Here is a 17,862-nt window from a genome sequence, read left to right as displayed (position 1 = left end):
GCCCCGCCCATCAGCAGCACCGTCCACAGGAAGAACGTGATCTCGGGGTTGAACGTGTCCGGCTGCACCGACTGGAAGCCGATCGCGAACATCACACCGGCCAGGCCGCCGATCACACCGCCGATCAGCAGGCTCTGGATCTTGAAGCCGAAGACGTTCTTGCCGAGCGCGCGGACCGCGTCCTCGTCCTCCCGGATCCCCTTCAGGACCCGGCCCCACGGGCTGTGCACCAGCAGGTACACCATGAGCGCCACGACCGCTACCAGCGTCCAGCCCAGCAGCATCACCCACAGGTCACGCTCGGAGTAGGAGAACCGCCCCACCCCGTACGAACCCGTCGGAATCGGATTGAGCTCGAAGAACGGGTTCGCGAACTGCTGCAGCCCGTACACGCTGCCGGTCACGTCGTTGGCGAACTCCGCCCGGTACACCAGCCGCATGATCTCGGCCGCCGCGATCGTCACGATCGCCAGATAGTCCCCCCGCAATCGCAGGGTCGGCAGGCCCAGCAGCAGCGCCAGCACCGCCGCGCACAGCAGGCCGACCAGTACGCCGACCCACATCGGCCAGCCGAACGTGCTCACACTGATCGCCAGGCCGTAGGCCCCCACCAGCATGAAGCCCACCTGGCCGAAGTTCAGCAGGCCCGTGTAACCGAAGTGGACGTTGAGGCCGATGGCCGCAAGCGCGTACACCGCCGCCTCGGGGGCGAACGCCCCGCGGAGCGCGGAAAGGAGAATGTCGATGATGTCCATGTGCCGCGCCCCCTATCCGACTCGTTCCGCGCGGCCCAGGATCCCCTGAGGCCGGAACAGGAGTACGAGGATGAGCACCACCAGCGCCCACGCGTTCTGCAGCTCCACCGGGAGCCACAGCGTGGACACCTGCGCCACGATCCCCACGACCAGGCTCCCCGCGATCGCGCCGTACGCGGTGCCCAGCCCGCCGAGGATCACGGCGGCGAACATCAGCAGCAGCAATCGGAACCCCATGTTGAACGAGACGTTCTCACTGACGCCGTAGAAGACCCCGCCGAGCGACGCGAGACCGCCCGCCAGCATCCACACGTACAAGATCACCCGGGAGACGTCGATGCCCGACGACTCCGCGAGGTCGCGGTTGTCGGCCACCGCGCGCATCGCCTTCCCGATGCGGGTGCGCTGCAGCCCCAGCCCCACCAGGACCAGCACCGCGAAGGAGATGACGATGATCGTCAGGTCCCGCGGCGTGATCGACAGCGGGCCCCACGAGAGCCGCTCCTGGATCTGGTAGTCGTTGTAGGGCTGCGCCACCGCGCCGAACCACACCTGGACGCCGTGCCGGATGAGCAGGGCCAGGCCGATCGACACGATGAACATCTGGATCAGCGCCACTCCGCGCCGCCGTAGTGGCTGCCAGATGCCCCGTTCGATGGCCCCTCCTATGCCGACCCCGGCGACCACCGCCACCAAGGTCGCCGGCACCAGTTGCCAGGAGGGCCCCTGCAGGTTCAGGAACCAGGCGATCACCGCGCCCAGCGTCACCATCTCGCCGTGGGCGAAGTTCACCAGCTTGGTGGTCCCGAAGATCAGCGACAGTCCGACCGAGGTGATCGCGATGATGGCGCCGAACCGGACGCCCTCCAGCAGCAGCTGGAGGAACCGCTCACCCGTCCCCGGGCCCGTATCGGCCTGGGGGGCGCCGGCTCCGCCGTCCGCCCCCTGGCCGGCCTGGCCCGCGGCGGCCAGCGGGAACAGCACGTTCCGCTCCTGGCCCTCGGTGACCGAGATGGCGCTGAGCTTCTCGCCTCCTTGGCGGCGCGGCACCACTCCTTGCGGGAGGCTCCCGACATCGAGGCTGACGTCGTAGCGCCCCGGCCCGGGGACCTCGACGCGCCACTTGCCGTCGGCCCCGGTCGTGGCTTCGCCGACCTCCTTCTCGCCCTGTTGGACCTTGATCACGATGTCCGCGACCGGTTTGCGGTCGGGACCTCGCACCGTGCCTGCCAATGCCTCGCCCTCAGCCGCGAACGCCGCCGGGGTGACCAGCAGGATCGCGGCGAGCGCGAGCAGGGCGGCCGCCAGTGTTCGGCGCACACAGGCTCCTTTACTCGCACATCAGGAAATGTGTGGCGAGCGTAGCGAAGCACTGTTAAAGGGTCGGCCGCAGGAGCGGAGTCGTGAACGAATCGTTCGCAGAACGTGACAGAACGGACTAGCGTCAGCCCAGGTCAGGACGTTGCCGCTGGCGGGAGAGCTCCTCGACGACGGTATCGGCTACGGCGCGCATCGTCAGGCGACGGTCCATCGAGGCCTTCTGGATCCACCGGAACGCCTCCGGCTCGGACCACCCGTGGGCCTCCTGCAGCAGCCCCTTGGCCCGATCGACCACCTTGCGGGTCTCGAGCCGTTCCTGCAGTCCCGCGACCTCGGCCTCCAGCGCGCGCAGCTCGGTGTACCGGCTCACCGCCATCTCGATCGCGGGCGCGAGGTCGGTCTTGGAGAACGGCTTGACCAGGTAGGCCATCGCACCCGCGTCCGTGGCCCGCTGGACGAGTTCGCGCTGGGAGAACGCCGTGAGGATCACCACCGGCGCGATCCGGTCGGCGGAGATCCGCTCCGCCGCCGAGATCCCGTCCAGGATCGGCATCTTGACGTCGAGGATCACGAGGTCCGGCTTCAGCTCGCCGGCCAGCCGCACGGCCGCCTCGCCGTCCCCGGCCTCCCCGACGACCTCGTAGCCGTCCTCCTGAAGCATCTCCTTCAGGTCAAGCCTGATCAGGGCCTCGTCTTCCGCGATCACGACCCGCCGCGTACTCTCCACGCCCAAGAGCCTACCGAAACCCGCTACCCTGGTCTGGGCCGCCCCTCACCGGGGCAGCTAACTGGACATAGGGGACATGTCCAAATAAAGCCGGGATGATGGAATTGGCAGACATTGATCCCTCAAAAGGATTTGTCCGAAAGGGCGTGCGGGTTCGAGTCCCGCTCCCGGCACCATCGACCAGCCTTGCCCCATCGGCGGCGAGGCACGGCGAAGACCGAGCCCACCACTCCTGACGTGGGAGCCGGGCGGCCACCTCTTTCACCACCGAAGGTGACCGTTCCGGAACTGTCAGTGCTCGGCGCCATCATGCGGGCATGCATGACCCAACAACACGTCAACTCGCGAGGCGCCTGCTCAGTTCGGGCTTGACGCTCGCCGAAGTCCATCGTCAGACCGGAGTTCCGCTATCGACCTTGGGGTATTGGCGGAAACATCCCGGCACGGAAGCAGCGTCCAGAAGGTCGCTCTGCCCCCGCTGTCATGGCCGAGAACTCGACGGCCGGCGCTACTCCTATCTCCTCGGCCTCTACCTCGGGGACGGTCACATCGCCACGACCCACCGCGAGGGCGTCTACCGGCTCGAGATCGCCTGCGCCGACGCCTGGCCCGGCCTCATCGACGAAGCCGCAGAGGCGGTCGCCAAAGTGATGCCCGACCACAAGGTGGGACGCCGGAAGATCACGGGGTGCACGAACGTCGGTGTCTACTCCAAGCATCTGCCGTGCCTTTTCCCGCAGCACGGACCGGGGCGCAAGCACGACCGCAAGATCGAGCTGGCGGGCTGGCAGCAGAAGATCGTGGAAGAGTGCTCAGAGGAGTTCGTCCGGGGCCTTATCCACTCCGATGGCTGCCGCGTCATCAACCGGGTACGGCGGCAGACCAAAGGCGGGGACCGTTGGCACGAGTACCCGCGCTACAACTTCAGCAACGCCTCGCTGGACATCCAAGGGCTCTTCACGGACGCCCTGGATCGGCTGGGAATCGCGTGGACGCAGATGAACAAGAGAAATCTGTCGGTCGCGAAGCGGGAGGCGGTGGCGCGGCTGGATGAGTTCGTCGGGCCGAAGTACTGAGCGGGCGGGGCGACGCCGGGCCCAGGTCGGGCCCGGCGTCGCCTCGGTGTCCGTGCCGGCTACTTGGCGACGGTCTCGGAGGCCGGTTCCTCCTTCGGCCGGTCGCGGAAGTAGTCGCGGGTCTCCCGGTAGATGAGCGGGGACAGGATCAGCAGGCCGATCAGGTTGGGCAGCGCCATGAGGCCGTTCATCACGTCCGAGAAGGTCCAGACGGTGGTGAGCGTCGTGGTGGCGCCGACGTAGATGATGATGATGAAGATGAGGCGGTAGGGCAGGACCGCCTTGCGTCCGAACAGGAACTCCACGCAGCGGTCCCCGTAGTAGGACCAGCCGAGCAGCGTGGAGAACGCGAAGAAGATGACGCTCAGCGTGACGATGACGCTGGCCCAGTCGCCGGGCAGGCCCTCGTCGAACGCGCGGGCGGTGAAGGCGGCGGCCTCGTCCTCGCCGGCGTCCTTCCACACGCCGGTGATGACGATGGTCAGCGCGGTGAAGCTGACCACGACGAGGGTGTCGATGAAGGTCTGGGTCATCGACACCAGGGCCTGCCGGACCGGGTGGGAGGTCTTCGCGGCGGCGGCGGCGATGCCGCCGGTGCCGAGGCCGGACTCGTTGGAGAAGATGCCGCGGGCGACACCGTACTGGATCGCGGCGGCGACGCCGGCTCCGACGAACCCGCCGGTGGCGGCGGTGCCGGTGAACGCGTCGGTGAAGATGGTGCCGAGCGCGGCGGGGATCTCGTCCAGGTTGAAGGCCAGCACGGCCGCGGCGCCGACGATGTAGAGGACGATCATCACGGGCACGAAGGCGCTGGTGAAGCGGCCGATGCTCTTGATGCCGCCGAGGATGACGGCGCCGGCGAGCACGGTGATGATCACGCCGGTGATGACGGGGTCGAGGCCCCATTCCTCCTCGACGTTGGCGGCGACGGTGTTGGCCTGGGTCATGTTGCCGATGCCGAACGCGGCGAGGGCGCCGGCGACGGCGAAGAAGCCGCCGAGGATCAGGCCGACCGGGCCCTTGATGCCGTGCCGGAGGTAGTGCATGGGGCCGCCGCCCTGTTCGCCGGCGGCGTCGGTGCGGCGGAAGCGGACGCCGAGGAACGCCTCGCTGTACTTGGTGGCCATGCCGACCATGCCGGTGAACCACATCCACAGGACGGCGCCGGGGCCGCCCAGGGCGATGGCGGTCGCGACACCGGCGATGTTGCCGACGCCGACGGTCGCGGCGAGGGCGGTGGAGAGGGCCTGGTAATGGGTAATGTCGCCTTCGGCCTCGGTGTCGGATTTCCGGAAGGCGAGGCGGAAGGCGAGGCGGAAGTGCCGGACCTGGAGGCCGCGGAGGAGAAGGGTCAGGTAGAGGCCGGTGAGCAGTAGCAGCGGGATCAGGAGCCAGGGGCCCCAGATGAAGCTGCTGGCATCACCCAAGAATTCGTCGACGTCCATTACACCACCGATCAGGGGAGCGGCTCGAACATCCGGACCGTAGGTGACGGGCCGCCCTGTGAGAAGGGGCCTCGATCACCCGTTACGAGATCGTCCTTCCACTTTTCTCGGGTCTTGACCCTGGTGGGCCGCGTTTTCGGAGCGAGGTGGAATCGAGACCTGACGGTGACCGGGCGGAAAGGGGCCGGGCACCGCGCGAGGGTGCGGTTCGCGCGGTGCCCGGCTGGGTGGTTGGCCTGGTGGGTGCTCAGGTGTGGACGGTGATGGCGTCGCCGATGGCGTGGACGCGCAGCAGGTTGGTGGAGCCGGTGGTGCCGGGGGGTGAGCCGGCGACGACGACGACCTTGTCGCCCTTCTGGACGCGGCCGATCTCGAGGAGGGCCTGTTCGACCTGGCCGAACATGGCGTCGGTGTGGTCGGCGTGGGGGACGATGAACGTCTCGACGCCCCAGACGTGGGCGAGGCGGCCCCGGACGGCGGGGACGGAGGTGAAGGCGAGCAGCGGGATCGGCGAGCGGTAGCGGGACAGGCGGCGGGCGGTCTCGCCGGACATGGTGAAGGCGGCGAGGGCTTCGGCGCCGACGATGGCGCCGACCTCGGCGGCGGCGCGGGCGATGGCGCCGCCGACGGTCTCGGGGATGCGTTCGAGGGTGTGGGTGGCCTGGAGTGCGGCCTGCTCGGCGGTCTGCACGATGCGGCTCATCGTGAGGACGGATTCGATGGGGTACTGGCCGACGCTGGTCTCACCGGAGAGCATGACGGCGTCGGCGCCTTCGAAGACGGCGTTGGCGACGTCGGAGGTCTCGGCGCGGGTGGGCCGCGGCGCGGAGATCATGGATTCGAGCATCTGGGTCGCCACGATGACGGGGCGGGCCTTCTCGCGGCAGAGTTCGATGGCGCGCTTCTGGACCATCGGGACCTGTTCGAGGGGGAGTTCGACGCCGAGGTCGCCGCGGGCGACCATGATGCCGTCGAAGGCGGCGACGATCTCGGGGAGGCGTTCGACGGCCTGCGGTTTCTCGATCTTGCCGATGAGGGGGACGCGGACGCCCTCCTCTTCCATGATCTGGTAGCAGATGTCGGCGTCGGCGGGGGTGCGGACGAAGGAGAGGGCGACGAGGTCGACGCCGAGGCGGAGGGCCCAGCGGAGGTCTTGCTCGTCCTTTTCGGTGAGGGCGGGGACGCTGACCGGGACGCCGGGGAGGTTGAGGCCCTTGTTGTCGGAGACCATGCCGCCGACGGTGACGGTGGTCTGGACGCGGGGGCCGTCGACGGCGGTGACCTTGAGGGCGACGCGGCCGTCGTCGATGAGGATGGCGTCGCCCGGGCCGACGTCGCCCGGCAGCCCCTGGTAGGTGGTGGAGACCTCGCGGCGGGTGCCGGGGACGTCGTCGGTGGTGATGGTGAACTCGTCGCCGAGGGTGAGGCGTACCGGTCCGTCGGGGAAGCGTCCGATGCGGATCTTGGGGCCCTGGAGGTCCGCGAGGATGCCGACGCCGCGCCCGGTGGCGTCGGCGGCGGCCCTGATGCGGTGGTAGACCTCTTCGTGGACGGCATGGTCGCCGTGGCTCATGTTGAGCCGGGCGACGTCGATGCCGGCTTCGACGAGGGCGTTGATCTGCTCGGTGCTGGAGCAGGCCGGGCCGATGGTGCTGACGATCTTCGCTCGACGGGTCACGTGCACAACCGTACTTAGTTACTAGCGGGTACGGATATTCGCGCAGGACATGGTCGCCACGGGTCCACCGATTGGTCTAGGTCAGAGGTCTAGACCACATTCGGCCCTCATCGTTTGAACGCCTCGACGGCGGCCCGGCAGAACGCCTTCAGGTCGTCCGGCTTCCGGCTGCTGACGAGCACGTTCGGCCCGTCCTCGCACACCCTCACCTCTTCGTCGACCCAGGTCGCGCCCGCGTTGCGCAGGTCGGTCCGGACGCTCGGGAAGGAGGTCATGGTGCGGCCGCGCACGACGTCGGCCTCGATGAGCGTCCATGAGGCGTGGCAGATGACCGCGACGGGCTTGCCCGCCTCGAAGAAGGACCGGGCGAACTCCACGGCCTTGGGCTGCATGCGCAGGTAGTCCGGGTTGGCGACGCCGCCGGGCAGCAGGAGGCCGTCGAACTCGTTGTGGTCGGAGACCTCGACGGTGGTGTCGACGGGGAAGGTGTCGGCCTTGTCCAGGTGGTCGAACGCCTGGAGGCGGCCGGACTGGGTGGAGACCAGGCGGGGCGTGCCGCCGGCCTGCTCGACGGCCGCCCAGGGTTCGGTGAGCTCGACCTGCTCGGTGCCTTCGGGGGCGCAGAGGAACGCGATGCTCTTGCCCTCGAGATCCTTGCTCGACATGGCTTTCCTCCAGTTATCGGTGGTTATGTGCCTTGCCCGGAAGCGCGGGTGGTATGCAGGAGAGGTGAACCCCACCGGCTATCGCGAGTACCAGGAGCCGGGGCTGGCGTGCTCGTGGACGGCGGCGCTCCCCCGGGGCGCCGAGCCGTTCACGCAGCGTGTCGTGCCCGACGGGTGCGTGGACGTGATGTGGTCGGAGTCGGGGATCCTCGTGGCGGGTCCGGACACGGGGCCCGTCCCGGCCACCGTGCGGCCGGGCGAGTCGACCGTGGCGGTCCGGTTCGGGCCGGGGACGGCGCCGCCGGTGCTGGGCGTCCCGGCGGACGCGATCCGGGACGGCCGGGTGCCGCTGCGGGACCTGTGGGGCGGGGAGGCCGACCGGCTGGCGGAGGCCGTCGCGGCGGCGCCCGACCGGCGCGGCGCGCTGGTGGCGGCGGTACGGGAGCGGATGCGCCCGGCGGACCCGGTGGTCCCGGTGGTGGTGGCGGGCCTCGCCGGCGGCCCGGCGGCGGGCCCGGCCGGCGGTTCGGTGCGGGACGTGGCGGACCGGCTCGGCCTCAGCGAGCGGCAGCTCCGCCGGCGGTCCCTGGCGGCGTTCGGGTACGGGCCGAAGACGCTGCAGCGGGTGCTGCGCTTCCAGCGGGCGCTGCGGCTGGCGCGGGCGGGCGAGCCGCTGGCGGACGCGGCGTTCGCGGCGGGCTACGCCGACCAGGCGCACTTCGCGCACGAGGTGCGGGCGCTGGCGGGCGAGCCCGTCCGGAACCTGCTGTGAGCTAGGGCTTGAGCCTGCCGTAGGCGCGCAGCGTCCGCAGCGTTTCGACGGTGGTGAAGCCGCGCCATTCGGGGCGGGTGACCGGGGTCCAGATGGGGAAGCCGACGTCCCAGCCGCCGTCGTCGTGCCGGGCGCCGATGAGGGCGTCTAGTTCGCGGTCGAGGACGTCGGCGGTGAAGAGGCGGCGTCCGTATCCGCCGGGGTCCGGCGCGAAGTCGAGCGGGCCGTGGTGGTCGCTGTGCGCGTGGGCGTCGAGGGGGTCGCGGAGCCGGGTGAAGGCGGCTTCGGCGCGGTCGCGGTCGGGCACGTGGTCGAGGAAGGTGAGGATCGCGAGGACGTCGTACGCTCCGAGCCCGGTGCCGGGCGCCTCCAGGTACCGCCAGCAGAACGCGGTGGCGGGTTCGAGCCAGGGGTGGTCCGATCCGGCGCGGTGGAGGAGCCCGGCGAGCGTCGCGGTCGGGTTGATGCTGCCGGGCGGGTCGTCGGGCGCCTGCCACCAGGGGGCGTGCGGGGTGCCGCGGACGGTCGGCAGGACGAACGGCACTGCCCCGCCGGCGCGGGTGATGGACGCCAGGTAGTCGGCGATGCGCGCGACGGCCGGGTCGTCGTCCGCTCCGGCCTCGTGCAGGAACTCCAGGGCGTGCTGCGCGGGGACGGGCTGGCTGCCTTCGCCGCGCAGGTCGGGTTCGAGTGCGTGCCCGTAGCCGCCGTCGGGGTTCTCGTACGCGCGGAGTGCCTGGAGGACGGGGCCGGGAGGCCCGCCGCGGAAGTGCAGGGCGAACCGGTGCCGGTCGATGAGGCGGGCGTTGCGCCGCATGAAGTCGGCGGCGCGGGCGAGGTCGGAGTCGTCCAGGACGTTCATGGACCCGACTGTAGGTCGGCCGCTCGCGGCCGGTCTTGCAGGAAACGGACACGCGTGAAGCGGTGCGCGGTCGGTCCGGCCACCCCAGCGGTGGGTGGCCGGACCCTTGGTGTCCCGCGTGCGGGTGCGGGAGCGCGCGGCCCACGGCGGCGCGGCGGGCACCGCCCGGCGGTCGCCGCACCGTGAACCTTGGCGGGACCGTAGCCGACCGGCTCCGAGACCACAAGTCGGGACGCGGAAGCGCGGCCGCGGAGCGGCGGCGGGTCAGGAGGCGCAGTCGTTCCAGGGCACGGTCTCGTCGAGCTTCTCGGAGGGCTGGGTGAGGCTGTACCAGCAGCCGGAGTCGTCGCGGAAGACGGCCTCGATGCCGTAGGGGCGCTTCTCGGGCTTCTGCACGAACTCGACGCCCTTGGCGGACATGGCCTCGTAGTCGCCCTGGCAGTCGTCGGTGGTGAACGCCCCGGCGCCGAGGACGCCCTTGGCGATGAGCGCCCTCATCTGCGCCGCGGACTCGGGGTCCATGCTGGGCGGGCCGGGCACCATGAGGGTGAGGCTGAGGTCGGGCTGGTCCTTGGCGCCGAGCGTGAGCCAGCGCATGCCGCCCTCACCGAGGGTCATGTCGTCGCGGACCTCCAGGCCGAGCTTCTCGGTGAAGAACCGCTTCGCCGAGTCCTGGTCGAGCACCCAGATCGTGGCCAGCCCCAGCTTAGTGATCATGTTGATTCCCCTTCTGACCAGGTGTTTCCTCCACCCTAGGAGGGCCGTCGCCGGGCGGCCTTCTCGATTGTTGCGCCGGTGCCGGGACCGTCCGCGCGGAAGCCGCCGGCCCACAGCAGCACGAAGCAGCCGGGGATCGCGGCGGCGCCGGCGGTGCGGGCGCGGCCGCGGAACTCGGTGGGCGTCATCCCCACCTGCTCCTTGAAGCGGGTGCAGAACGTGCCGAGGCTGGTGAAGCCGACGAGCATGCAGATCTCGGTGACGGTGAGGTTCGCGTTGCGCAGCAGGTCCTGGGCGCGTTCGATGCGGCGCCGGGCGAGGTAGGCGCCGGGGGTCTCGCCGTAGACGTCGCGGAACAGCCGGACGAAGTGGTAGCGCGAGTAGCCGGCGACCGCGGCGACGGCGGCGACGTCGAGCGGTTCGGCCCAGTCGCGGTCCATGGTGTCCCTGGCGAGCCGCATGCGGCGCAGCAGCCCGGTGTCGGGTGTGGACGGCGCGGTTCCCATGCGCCGATGCTGGCACACCGAAGGCCCCGGAGGCAGCGCGCCTCCGGGGCCTTCGTCTCCGGGCTCTTCGTCTCCGGCTCTTCGTCTCCGGCTCTTCGTCTCCCGGCTCTTCGTCTCCCGGCCTCCGTCTCCCGGCCTCCGTCTCCGGTCTTCGCCGGCGGCTCAGGCGATCGGACGCGCCGTCGGCGGGATCGGGTAGGGCAGGTCGGTGCGGCCGGTGAGGTGGGCGTCGACGCCGCGCGCGGCGGCGCGTCCCTCCGCGATGGCCCACACGATCAGCGACTGGCCGCGTCCCATGTCCCCCGCGGCGTACACGCCGTCCACCGACGTCTTGTAGTCGGCGTCGCGGACGACGTTGCCGCGCTGGTCGAGGTCGACGCCGAGCTGTTCGAGGAGCCCCTCGCGCTCCGGGCCGAGGAAGCCCATGGCGAGGGTGACCAGCTCGGCCGGGATCTCCCGCTCGGTGCCCGCGACGGGCTGGAAGCCGGTCTCCGGGCCGCCGACCTCCACGATCCGCAGGGCGCGGACGTTGCCGTCCCCGTCCCCGGCGAACTCGGTGGTGGACACGGCGTAGACGCGGTCGCCGCCCATGTCCGCGAGCTCCTCGTGGGCGCTCTCCACCTTGAACAGCATCGGGTAGGTCGGCCAGGGCTGGGCGTCGGGGCGGGTCTCCGGCGGCCGCGGCATGATCTCCAGCTGGGTGACCGAGGCGGCGCCCTGCCGGATCGCGGTGCCGATGCAGTCGGCGCCGGTGTCGCCGCCGCCGATGACCACCACGTGCTTGCCCTTCGCGGAGATCGGCGACTCCGCGTAGTCGCCCTCCTGCGCCCGGTTGGACGGGGGCAGGTACTCCATCGCCTGGTAGACGCCGTTGAGCTCGCGTCCGGGGACGGGCAGGTCGCGCCAGGCGGTGGCGCCGCCGGCGAGGACGACGGCGTCGTGCCGGGCGCGCAGGTCGTCGGCGCTGACGTCGACGCCGACGTTCACCGAGGTCTTGAACTCGGTGCCCTCGGCGCGCATCTGGGCGAGGCGCCGGTCGAGGTGCCGCTTCTCCATCTTGAACTCGGGGATGCCGTAGCGGAGCAGGCCGCCGATCCGGTCCGCGCGCTCGTAGACGGTGACGTCGTGGCCGGCGCGGGTGAGCTGCTGGGCGGCGGCGAGGCCGGCGGGCCCGGAGCCGACGACCGCGACGGTCTTCCCGGTCTTGACGGCGGGCGGCCGCGGGCGCACCCAGCCCTCCGCGAACGCCCGGTCGATGATCTCGACCTCGACCCGCTTGATGGCGACCGGGTCCTGGTTGATGCCGAGGACGCAGGCGCTCTCGCACGGCGCCGGGCACAGCCTCCCGGTGAACTCCGGGAAGTTGTTGGTGGCGTGGAGCCGCTCGATGGCCTCCTGCCAGTCCCGCCGGTAGACGAGGTCGTTCCATTCGGGGATGAGGTTGCCGAGCGGGCAGCCCTGGTGGCAGAACGGGATGCCGCAGTCCATGCAGCGGCTCGCCTGCTTCTCCAGCCGGTCGCGGCCGAAGTCCTCGTAGACCTCGGACCAGCTCCGGATGCGCACGTCGACGGGGCGCCGCTTCGGGAGCTCCCGCCCGACGGTCAGGAAACCCTTCGGGTCAGCCATAGGGATGTCCCCCTCTCTCAGCTCTGCGCGGCGGCCATGACGGCCTCGTCGACGTCGCGTCCCTCGGCCTCGGCCTTGGCCATGGCGTCGAGGACGCGGCGGTAGTCCCTGGGCATGATCTTGGTGAAGCGGGCGGCGGCGGCGTCCCAGCCGTCCAGCAGGCGGCGCGCGACCGGCGACCCGGTCTCGGCCAGGTGCCGGGCGACGAGGTCCCGGACGAAGCCGAGGTCGTCGGCGTCGAGGGGCTCCAGGTCGACCATCTCGCCGTTGACCCGCTCGGGCACCAGGTCCAGGACGTAGGCGATGCCGCCGGACATGCCGGCCGCGAGGTTGCGCCCGGTGCGGCCGAGGATCACCGCGCGGCCGCCGGTCATGTACTCGCAGGCGTGGTCGCCGACGCCCTCGACGACGGCGGTGGCGCCGGAGTTGCGGACGCAGAACCGCTCGCCGACGATGCCGCGGGCGAACAGCTCGCCGGACGTGGCGCCGTACAGGATGACGTTGCCGCCGATGATCTGCTCCTCGGCCGCGAACCCGGCGTCGGCGGGCGGGCGCAGCGTGAGCCGCCCGCCGGACAGGCCCTTGCCGACGTAGTCGTTGGCGTCGCCGACCAGCCGCAGCGTGATGCCGCGCGGCACGAACGCGCCGAACGAGTTGCCCGCCGAGCCGGTGAAGGTGACGTCGATCGTGTCGTCGGGCAGGCCCGCGCCGCCGTGCCGCTTGGTCAGCTCGTGGCCGAGCATCGTGCCGACCGTCCGGTTGACGTTGCGGATCGGCAGGTCGAGGGTGACCTTGTCGCCGTACGCGAGCGCGCCCTCGGCGAGCTGGATGAGCGTGTTGTCCAGGGCCTTCTCCAGGCCGTGGTCCTGCTCGGCGACGCGGTGGAGGGCGGCGCCCTCGGCGTGCCCCGGCATGTGCAGGATCGGGCTGAGGTCCAGCCCGGACGCCTTCCAGTGCTCGACGGCGTCGCGGGTGTCGATCATCTCGACGTGCCCGATCGCCTCGTCCAGCGAGCGGAACCCGAGGGCCGCCAGGTGCTCGCGGACCTCCTCGGCGACGAACTCGAAGAAGTTCACGACGAACTCGGGCTTGCCGCCGAACCGCTGCCGCAGCACCGGGTTCTGGGTGGCGACGCCGACCGGGCAGGTGTCCAGGTGGCAGACCCGCATCATGATGCAGCCCGACACGACCAGCGGCGCGGTCGCGAAGCCGTACTCCTCGGCGCCGAGCAGCGCCGCGATGACGACGTCGCGGCCGGTCTTCATCTGCCCGTCGGTCTGCACGACGATGCGGTCGCGCAGCCCGTTCAGCAGCAGCGTCTGCTGCGTCTCGGCGAGGCCGAGCTCCCAGGGCGTGCCCGCGTGCTTGAGGGAGGTCAGCGGGGACGCGCCGGTGCCGCCGTCGTGCCCGGAGATCAGGACGACGTCGGCGTGCGCCTTGGACACCCCGGCCGCGACCGTGCCGACGCCCATCTCGGCGACGAGCTTGACGTGCACGCGCGCCGACGGGTTGGCGTTCTTCAGGTCGTGGATGAGCTGCGCCAGGTCCTCGATGGAGTAGATGTCGTGGTGCGGCGGCGGCGAGATGAGGCCGACGCCGGGGGTGGAGTGCCGGGTCTTGGCGATCCACGGGTAGACCTTGTGGCCGGGCAGCTGGCCGCCCTCGCCGGGCTTGGCGCCCTGCGCCATCTTGATCTGGATGTCGTCGGCGTTGGTGAGGTAGTCGGAGGTGACGCCGAACCGCCCGGACGCGACCTGCTTGATGGCGCTGCGGCGCAGGTCGCCGTTCTCGTCGGGGGTGAAGCGCGCCGGGTCCTCGCCGCCCTCGCCGGTGTTGGACTTGCCGCCCAGCCGGTTCATCGCGATCGCGAGGGTCTCGTGCGCCTCGGCGGAGATGGAGCCGTAGGACATCGCGCCGGTCGAGAACCGCTTGACGATCTCCGAGGCGGGCTCGACCTCCTCGATCGGCACCGGCGGCCGCTCGCCCTCCTTCAGCCGGAACAGGCCGCGGAGGGTCATCAGCTGCTCGGCCTGCGAGTCGACCTTGGCGCTGTACTCCTTGAAGATCTCGTAGCGGCGGGTGCGGGTGGCGTGCTGGAGCTTGAACACCGTGTCCGGGTTGAACAGGTGCGGCTCGCCCTCGCGGCGCCACTGGTACTCGCCGCCGACCTCGAGGGTCCGGTGCGGGAGCTCGTTGCCGCCGGCCGGGTAGGCGCGGGCGTGCCGCGCGGCGACCTCGCGGGCCAGCACGTCGAAGCCGACGCCGCCGAGCCGGGAGATGGTGCCGGTGAAGCAGCGGGACACGACGTCCTCGCCGAGGCCGATCGCCTCGAAGATCTGCGCGCCGGTGTAGGACGCGACCGTGGACACGCCCATCTTCGACATGATCTTCAGGACGCCCTTGCCGTAGCCCTTCACCAGGTTCCGGACGGCCTTCTCCGCCGGGAGTCCCTCGATGACGCCGCCGCGGACGAGGTCCTCGACGGTCTCGATCGCGAGGTACGGGTTGATCGCGGACGCGCCGTACCCGATGAGCAGCGCCATGTGGTGGCACTCGCGGGCCTCGCCGGTCTCGATGACCAGCCCGACCCGCGTGCGGGTCTTCTCCCGGATGAGGTGGTGGTGCACGGACCCGGTGAGCAGCAGCGACGGGATCGCCGCGCGGGCCGAGTCGGCGCCGCGGTCCGACAGCACGATGATGCGGGCGCCGGCGTCGATGGCGCGGCTCACCTCGGAGTTGATCTCCTCCAGGCGGGCCTCCAGGGCCTCTCCCCCGCCGGCGACGTCGTACAGCCCGTGCACGACGTGGGCGTGCAGGTGCGGCAGCGACCCCTCGTCGTCGATGTGGATGATCTTGGAGAGCTCGCCGTTGTCGAGGATCGGGGTGGGGAGCACGAGCCGGCGGCACGAGTCCGGGCCGGGCTCCAGGAGGTTGCCCTCCGGGCCGAGCGTGGACTGCAGGGAGGTGACGAGCTCCTCGCGGATCGCGTCCAGCGGCGGGTTCGTGACCTGCGCGAACTGCTGCTTGAAGTAGTCGAACAGCAGCCGCGGCCGCTCGGACAGCACCGCGATGGGGGTGTCGGTGCCCATCGACCCGATCGGCTCGGCGCCCGTCTTCGCCATCGGCGACAGGATGATCCGCTGCTCTTCGAGGGTGTAGCCGAACGTCTGCTGCCGCCGGACGAGCGTCTCGTGCGTCGGGATCTCCCGCTCGCGCCGCGGCAGCTCCTCGAACCGGACCAGGCCCTCGTGCAGCCACTCGGCGTACGGGTGCTCGGCGGCGAGTTCGGCCTTGACCTCGTCGTCCTCGACGATCCGCCCGGCGGCGGTGTCCACCAGGAAGATCTTGCCGGGCTGCAGCCGCCCTTTGCGGACGACCTTGGACGCGGGGATGTCGAGGACGCCGGCCTCGCTGGCGAGGACGACGAGGCCGTCGTCGGTCACCCAGTACCGGCCGGGGCGCAGCCCGTTGCGGTCCAGGACGGCGCCGACGACGGTGCCGTCGGTGAAGCTGACGCTGGCGGGGCCGTCCCACGCCTCCATCAGGGTGGAGTGGAACTCGTAGAACGCGCGGCGGTCGGCGTCCATCTCGGCGTGGTTCTCCCACGCCTCGGGGATCATCATCAGGACCGCGTGCGGCAGCGACCGGCCGCCGAGGTGCAGCAGCTCCAGGCACTCGTCGAACGACGCCGTGTCGCTGGCCTCGATGTCGATCACCGGGTAGACGCGGGACAGGTCGCCGGGGATCAGGTCGGACTTCAGCAGCGCCTCGCGGGCCCGCATCCAGTTCCGGTTGCCCTTCACCGTGTTGATCTCGCCGTTGTGCGCGATGAACCGGTACGGGTGGGCGAGTTCCCAGGCGGGGAAGGTGTTGGTCGAGAACCGCGAGTGCACGAGCGCGATCGCGCTGGTGAAGCGGCGGTCCGACAGGTCGGGGAAGAACGGCTCCAGCTGCGGGGTCGTCAGCATCCCCTTGTAGACGATCGTCCGGCTGGACAGGCTCGGGAAGTAGACCCGCACGTCCTGCTCGGCGCGCTCGCGCATGCAGAACACGGCGCGGTCGAGTTCCAGGCCGGTCTTGCCCGCGTGCGGGCCGCCCTCGGCGGCGGCGACGAACAGCTGCGCGAAGTGCGGCATGACGCGGCGCGCGGCCGGGCCGGTGAAGCCGGGGTCGTGCGGCAGCTCGCGCCAGCCGAGGACCGCGAGGCCCTCCTCCGCGCAGAGCGTCTCGACGTGGGCCACCACCGCGGCGCGCTCCTCGCCATCGGCGGGCAGGAACGCGATGCCGGCCGCGTAGGCGCCCGCCTCGGGGAGCGCGAAGTCGCAGGCGTCGCGGAAGAACGCGTCCGGGATCTGGACGAGGATGCCCACGCCGTCGCCGTCGTCGGGCTCGGCGCCCACCGCCCCGCGGTGGTCGAGGTTCCGCAGGACCGTCAGGGCGTTCTGCACGATGTCGTGGCTCTTGCGGCCATGCAGGTCCGCCACCATCCCGACGCCGCAGGCGTCGTGCTCGTGCACCGGGTCGTACAGCCCCTGCGCTCCGGGCCGGCCGTCGCCGGCAACAGATGTGCGGGCATCAGGTCTGAAGGCAGCAGTCGCCATCAACCCTCCCGTCGTCGTCGTGTCACTGCTGATGTCAGTGCAGTCCGGGACGGCGTTGGCCCTTCTGCGGGTGAGATGACATTACATCACTGCCGGGATCATGCCCGAGTGTCACGGATCGCGAAACTTCCGGGCACGGATCGGCGAGCGTCATCGCACAGTGGTTTAGACCAGGTTACCGGCTCGATCCCCGGTGAAAAGGGCCGCGACCGCGGTGACGATCGTCACCCGGGTGATCGGGTTTACCGAAAAATTGCGGTGCGCCGGTCAGTCCGAGGCGCGGGCGGCGCGGCCCAGCACGGCCGGGTTCTTGCCGCCCTCGATCAGCAGCGACAGCAGCGCCTCGTCCTCGGCGCCGCCCTTGCCGTCCAGGCGCTGCGCCCACGTGACCACGGCGAAGTGCCCCATGGCGAGGCCGCGCGCCATCCCGAAGCCGCGGCCGAAGTCGTCCAGCGGCGCGGGCGCCTCCAGCGGCCGGACGAAGCCCGCGCCGATGGTCTTCTCCAGCGTCGCGACGAACCGGTCCGCCTCCGCCGTCCCGGAGAGGTTGAACACCGCGACGGCCAGGCCGTAGCCGTTCCGGGGTCCGGAGTAGATGCCGCGTGCCGCCTGCGTGCAGCCGCCCTCGCCGAGCACCTCGCCCACGGTCGCGCCCCACACGGCGTCGGCGCAGTCGCCGTCCAGGCGCTTGGTGCGCAGCTTGACCTGCACTTCCCCGCCGGGGACCGCCACCTTGGCGGCCGAGGCCGGGAACACCTCCTCGATCGTCAGCGGATCGGGGTCGGCCTTGCGGGACGCGATGCCCGAGTACGCCGACGCCGACGACGAACTGGAGTAGGAGGCCGGTGAGAGACCGGTCCCCGCCGGCGTCCCGATCCGCGTGCCCGCCGCGTCGTCCGCGGCGGGCTCGTCGCCCCCGCGCAGCACGAACACCGCCCCCAGGCCGAGCAGGACGACCAGACCGAGCACGGCGGCCGCGCCGAAGTAGAGCTTCGGCCCCTTCCCGCGCGGCGCGTCCTTCGGCTTCCCCGCCCGGGGCTGCGCCGCGGACCGGACCGGAGCCCTCCCCGCTCCCCCGCGCCGCTTCGCCTTGCCCGCCTTCTTGCCGGTCT

The 17,862-nt window shown here is 71.1% G+C and carries 14 protein-coding genes and 1 tRNA gene; 3 read left to right on the top strand and 12 right to left on the bottom strand.

Annotated features, from left to right (window positions below):
* The 3 genes from E1266_RS25055 to E1266_RS25045 all read right to left on the bottom strand — a co-directional run.
* Positions 1–755: branched-chain amino acid ABC transporter permease (locus E1266_RS25055; RefSeq protein ID WP_132050959.1), on the bottom strand; the 755-nt coding region annotated here is incomplete at its 3' end.
* A gap of 12 nt (positions 756–767) precedes the next feature.
* Positions 768–2,075, bottom strand: a complete 1,308-nt coding sequence (locus E1266_RS25050) for a branched-chain amino acid ABC transporter permease (protein ID WP_132050957.1) — start codon at positions 2,073–2,075, stop codon at positions 768–770.
* Between the two features lie 124 nt (positions 2,076–2,199).
* On the bottom strand, positions 2,200–2,808 hold the full coding sequence (locus E1266_RS25045) for a response regulator (RefSeq protein ID WP_221480799.1): 609 nt from the start codon (positions 2,806–2,808) through the stop codon (positions 2,200–2,202).
* A gap of 83 nt (positions 2,809–2,891) precedes the next feature.
* Here E1266_RS25045 and E1266_RS25040 point away from each other — a divergent pair.
* Positions 2,892–2,978: transfer RNA gene (locus E1266_RS25040), tRNA-Leu, on the top strand.
* A 141-nt stretch (positions 2,979–3,119) separates the two neighbouring features.
* Positions 3,120–3,878 (top strand): helix-turn-helix domain-containing protein, encoded by a 759-nt coding sequence (locus tag E1266_RS25035; RefSeq protein ID WP_132050955.1) that lies wholly within the window; start codon positions 3,120–3,122, stop codon positions 3,876–3,878.
* A gap of 59 nt (positions 3,879–3,937) precedes the next feature.
* Here the strand turns inward: E1266_RS25035 and E1266_RS25030 are convergent, their stop codons facing one another.
* The 3 genes from E1266_RS25030 to E1266_RS25020 form a co-directional block, all read right to left on the bottom strand.
* Positions 3,938–5,323 carry a sodium:alanine symporter family protein gene (locus tag E1266_RS25030; protein WP_132050953.1) on the bottom strand — a complete coding sequence of 462 codons (1,386 nt, stop codon included), beginning with the start codon at positions 5,321–5,323 and terminating at the stop codon, positions 3,938–3,940.
* A 247-nt stretch (positions 5,324–5,570) separates the two neighbouring features.
* On the bottom strand, positions 5,571–7,001 hold the full coding sequence (gene pyk, locus E1266_RS25025; RefSeq protein ID WP_132050951.1) for a pyruvate kinase: 1,431 nt from the start codon (positions 6,999–7,001) through the stop codon (positions 5,571–5,573).
* A 107-nt stretch (positions 7,002–7,108) separates the two neighbouring features.
* Complete coding sequence (locus tag E1266_RS25020) at positions 7,109–7,666, bottom strand: type 1 glutamine amidotransferase domain-containing protein (RefSeq protein WP_132050949.1); 558 nt, start codon at positions 7,664–7,666, stop codon at positions 7,109–7,111.
* A 64-nt stretch (positions 7,667–7,730) separates the two neighbouring features.
* Between E1266_RS25020 and E1266_RS25015 the strand changes: the two genes are divergently transcribed.
* Positions 7,731–8,438: a helix-turn-helix domain-containing protein gene (locus E1266_RS25015; protein ID WP_243718841.1), complete on the top strand. Its 708-nt coding sequence runs from the start codon at positions 7,731–7,733 to the stop codon at positions 8,436–8,438.
* Between the two features lies 1 nt (position 8,439).
* Here the strand turns inward: E1266_RS25015 and E1266_RS25010 are convergent, their stop codons facing one another.
* From E1266_RS25010 to E1266_RS38175, 6 genes are all read right to left on the bottom strand, one after another.
* Positions 8,440–9,300 carry a hypothetical protein gene (locus E1266_RS25010; protein ID WP_132050945.1) on the bottom strand — a complete coding sequence of 287 codons (861 nt, stop codon included), beginning with the start codon at positions 9,298–9,300 and terminating at the stop codon, positions 8,440–8,442.
* A 264-nt stretch (positions 9,301–9,564) separates the two neighbouring features.
* On the bottom strand, positions 9,565–10,017 hold the full coding sequence (locus E1266_RS25005) for a VOC family protein (protein ID WP_132050942.1): 453 nt from the start codon (positions 10,015–10,017) through the stop codon (positions 9,565–9,567).
* Positions 10,018–10,052: 35 nt separating this feature from the next.
* Entirely contained in the window at positions 10,053–10,523 is a 471-nt protein-coding gene (locus E1266_RS25000; RefSeq protein ID WP_207945900.1) for a helix-turn-helix transcriptional regulator, read from the bottom strand.
* A gap of 162 nt (positions 10,524–10,685) precedes the next feature.
* Positions 10,686–12,149: a glutamate synthase subunit beta gene (locus E1266_RS24995; RefSeq protein ID WP_132050940.1), complete on the bottom strand. Its 1,464-nt coding sequence runs from the start codon at positions 12,147–12,149 to the stop codon at positions 10,686–10,688.
* Between the two features lie 17 nt (positions 12,150–12,166).
* Positions 12,167–16,750, bottom strand: a complete 4,584-nt coding sequence (gltB, locus tag E1266_RS24990; protein ID WP_132050938.1) for a glutamate synthase large subunit — start codon at positions 16,748–16,750, stop codon at positions 12,167–12,169.
* 267 nt (positions 16,751–17,017) lie between these two features.
* On the bottom strand, positions 17,018–17,862 hold an 845-nt coding region (locus E1266_RS38175), incomplete at its 5' end, for a hypothetical protein (protein ID WP_165966198.1).

Source organism: Actinomadura sp. 7K534 (genome assembly GCF_004348575.1).
Lineage (GTDB): Bacteria > Actinomycetota > Actinomycetes > Streptosporangiales > Streptosporangiaceae > Spirillospora > Spirillospora livida.
This window is presented reverse-complemented; position numbering and strand designations above follow the sequence as displayed.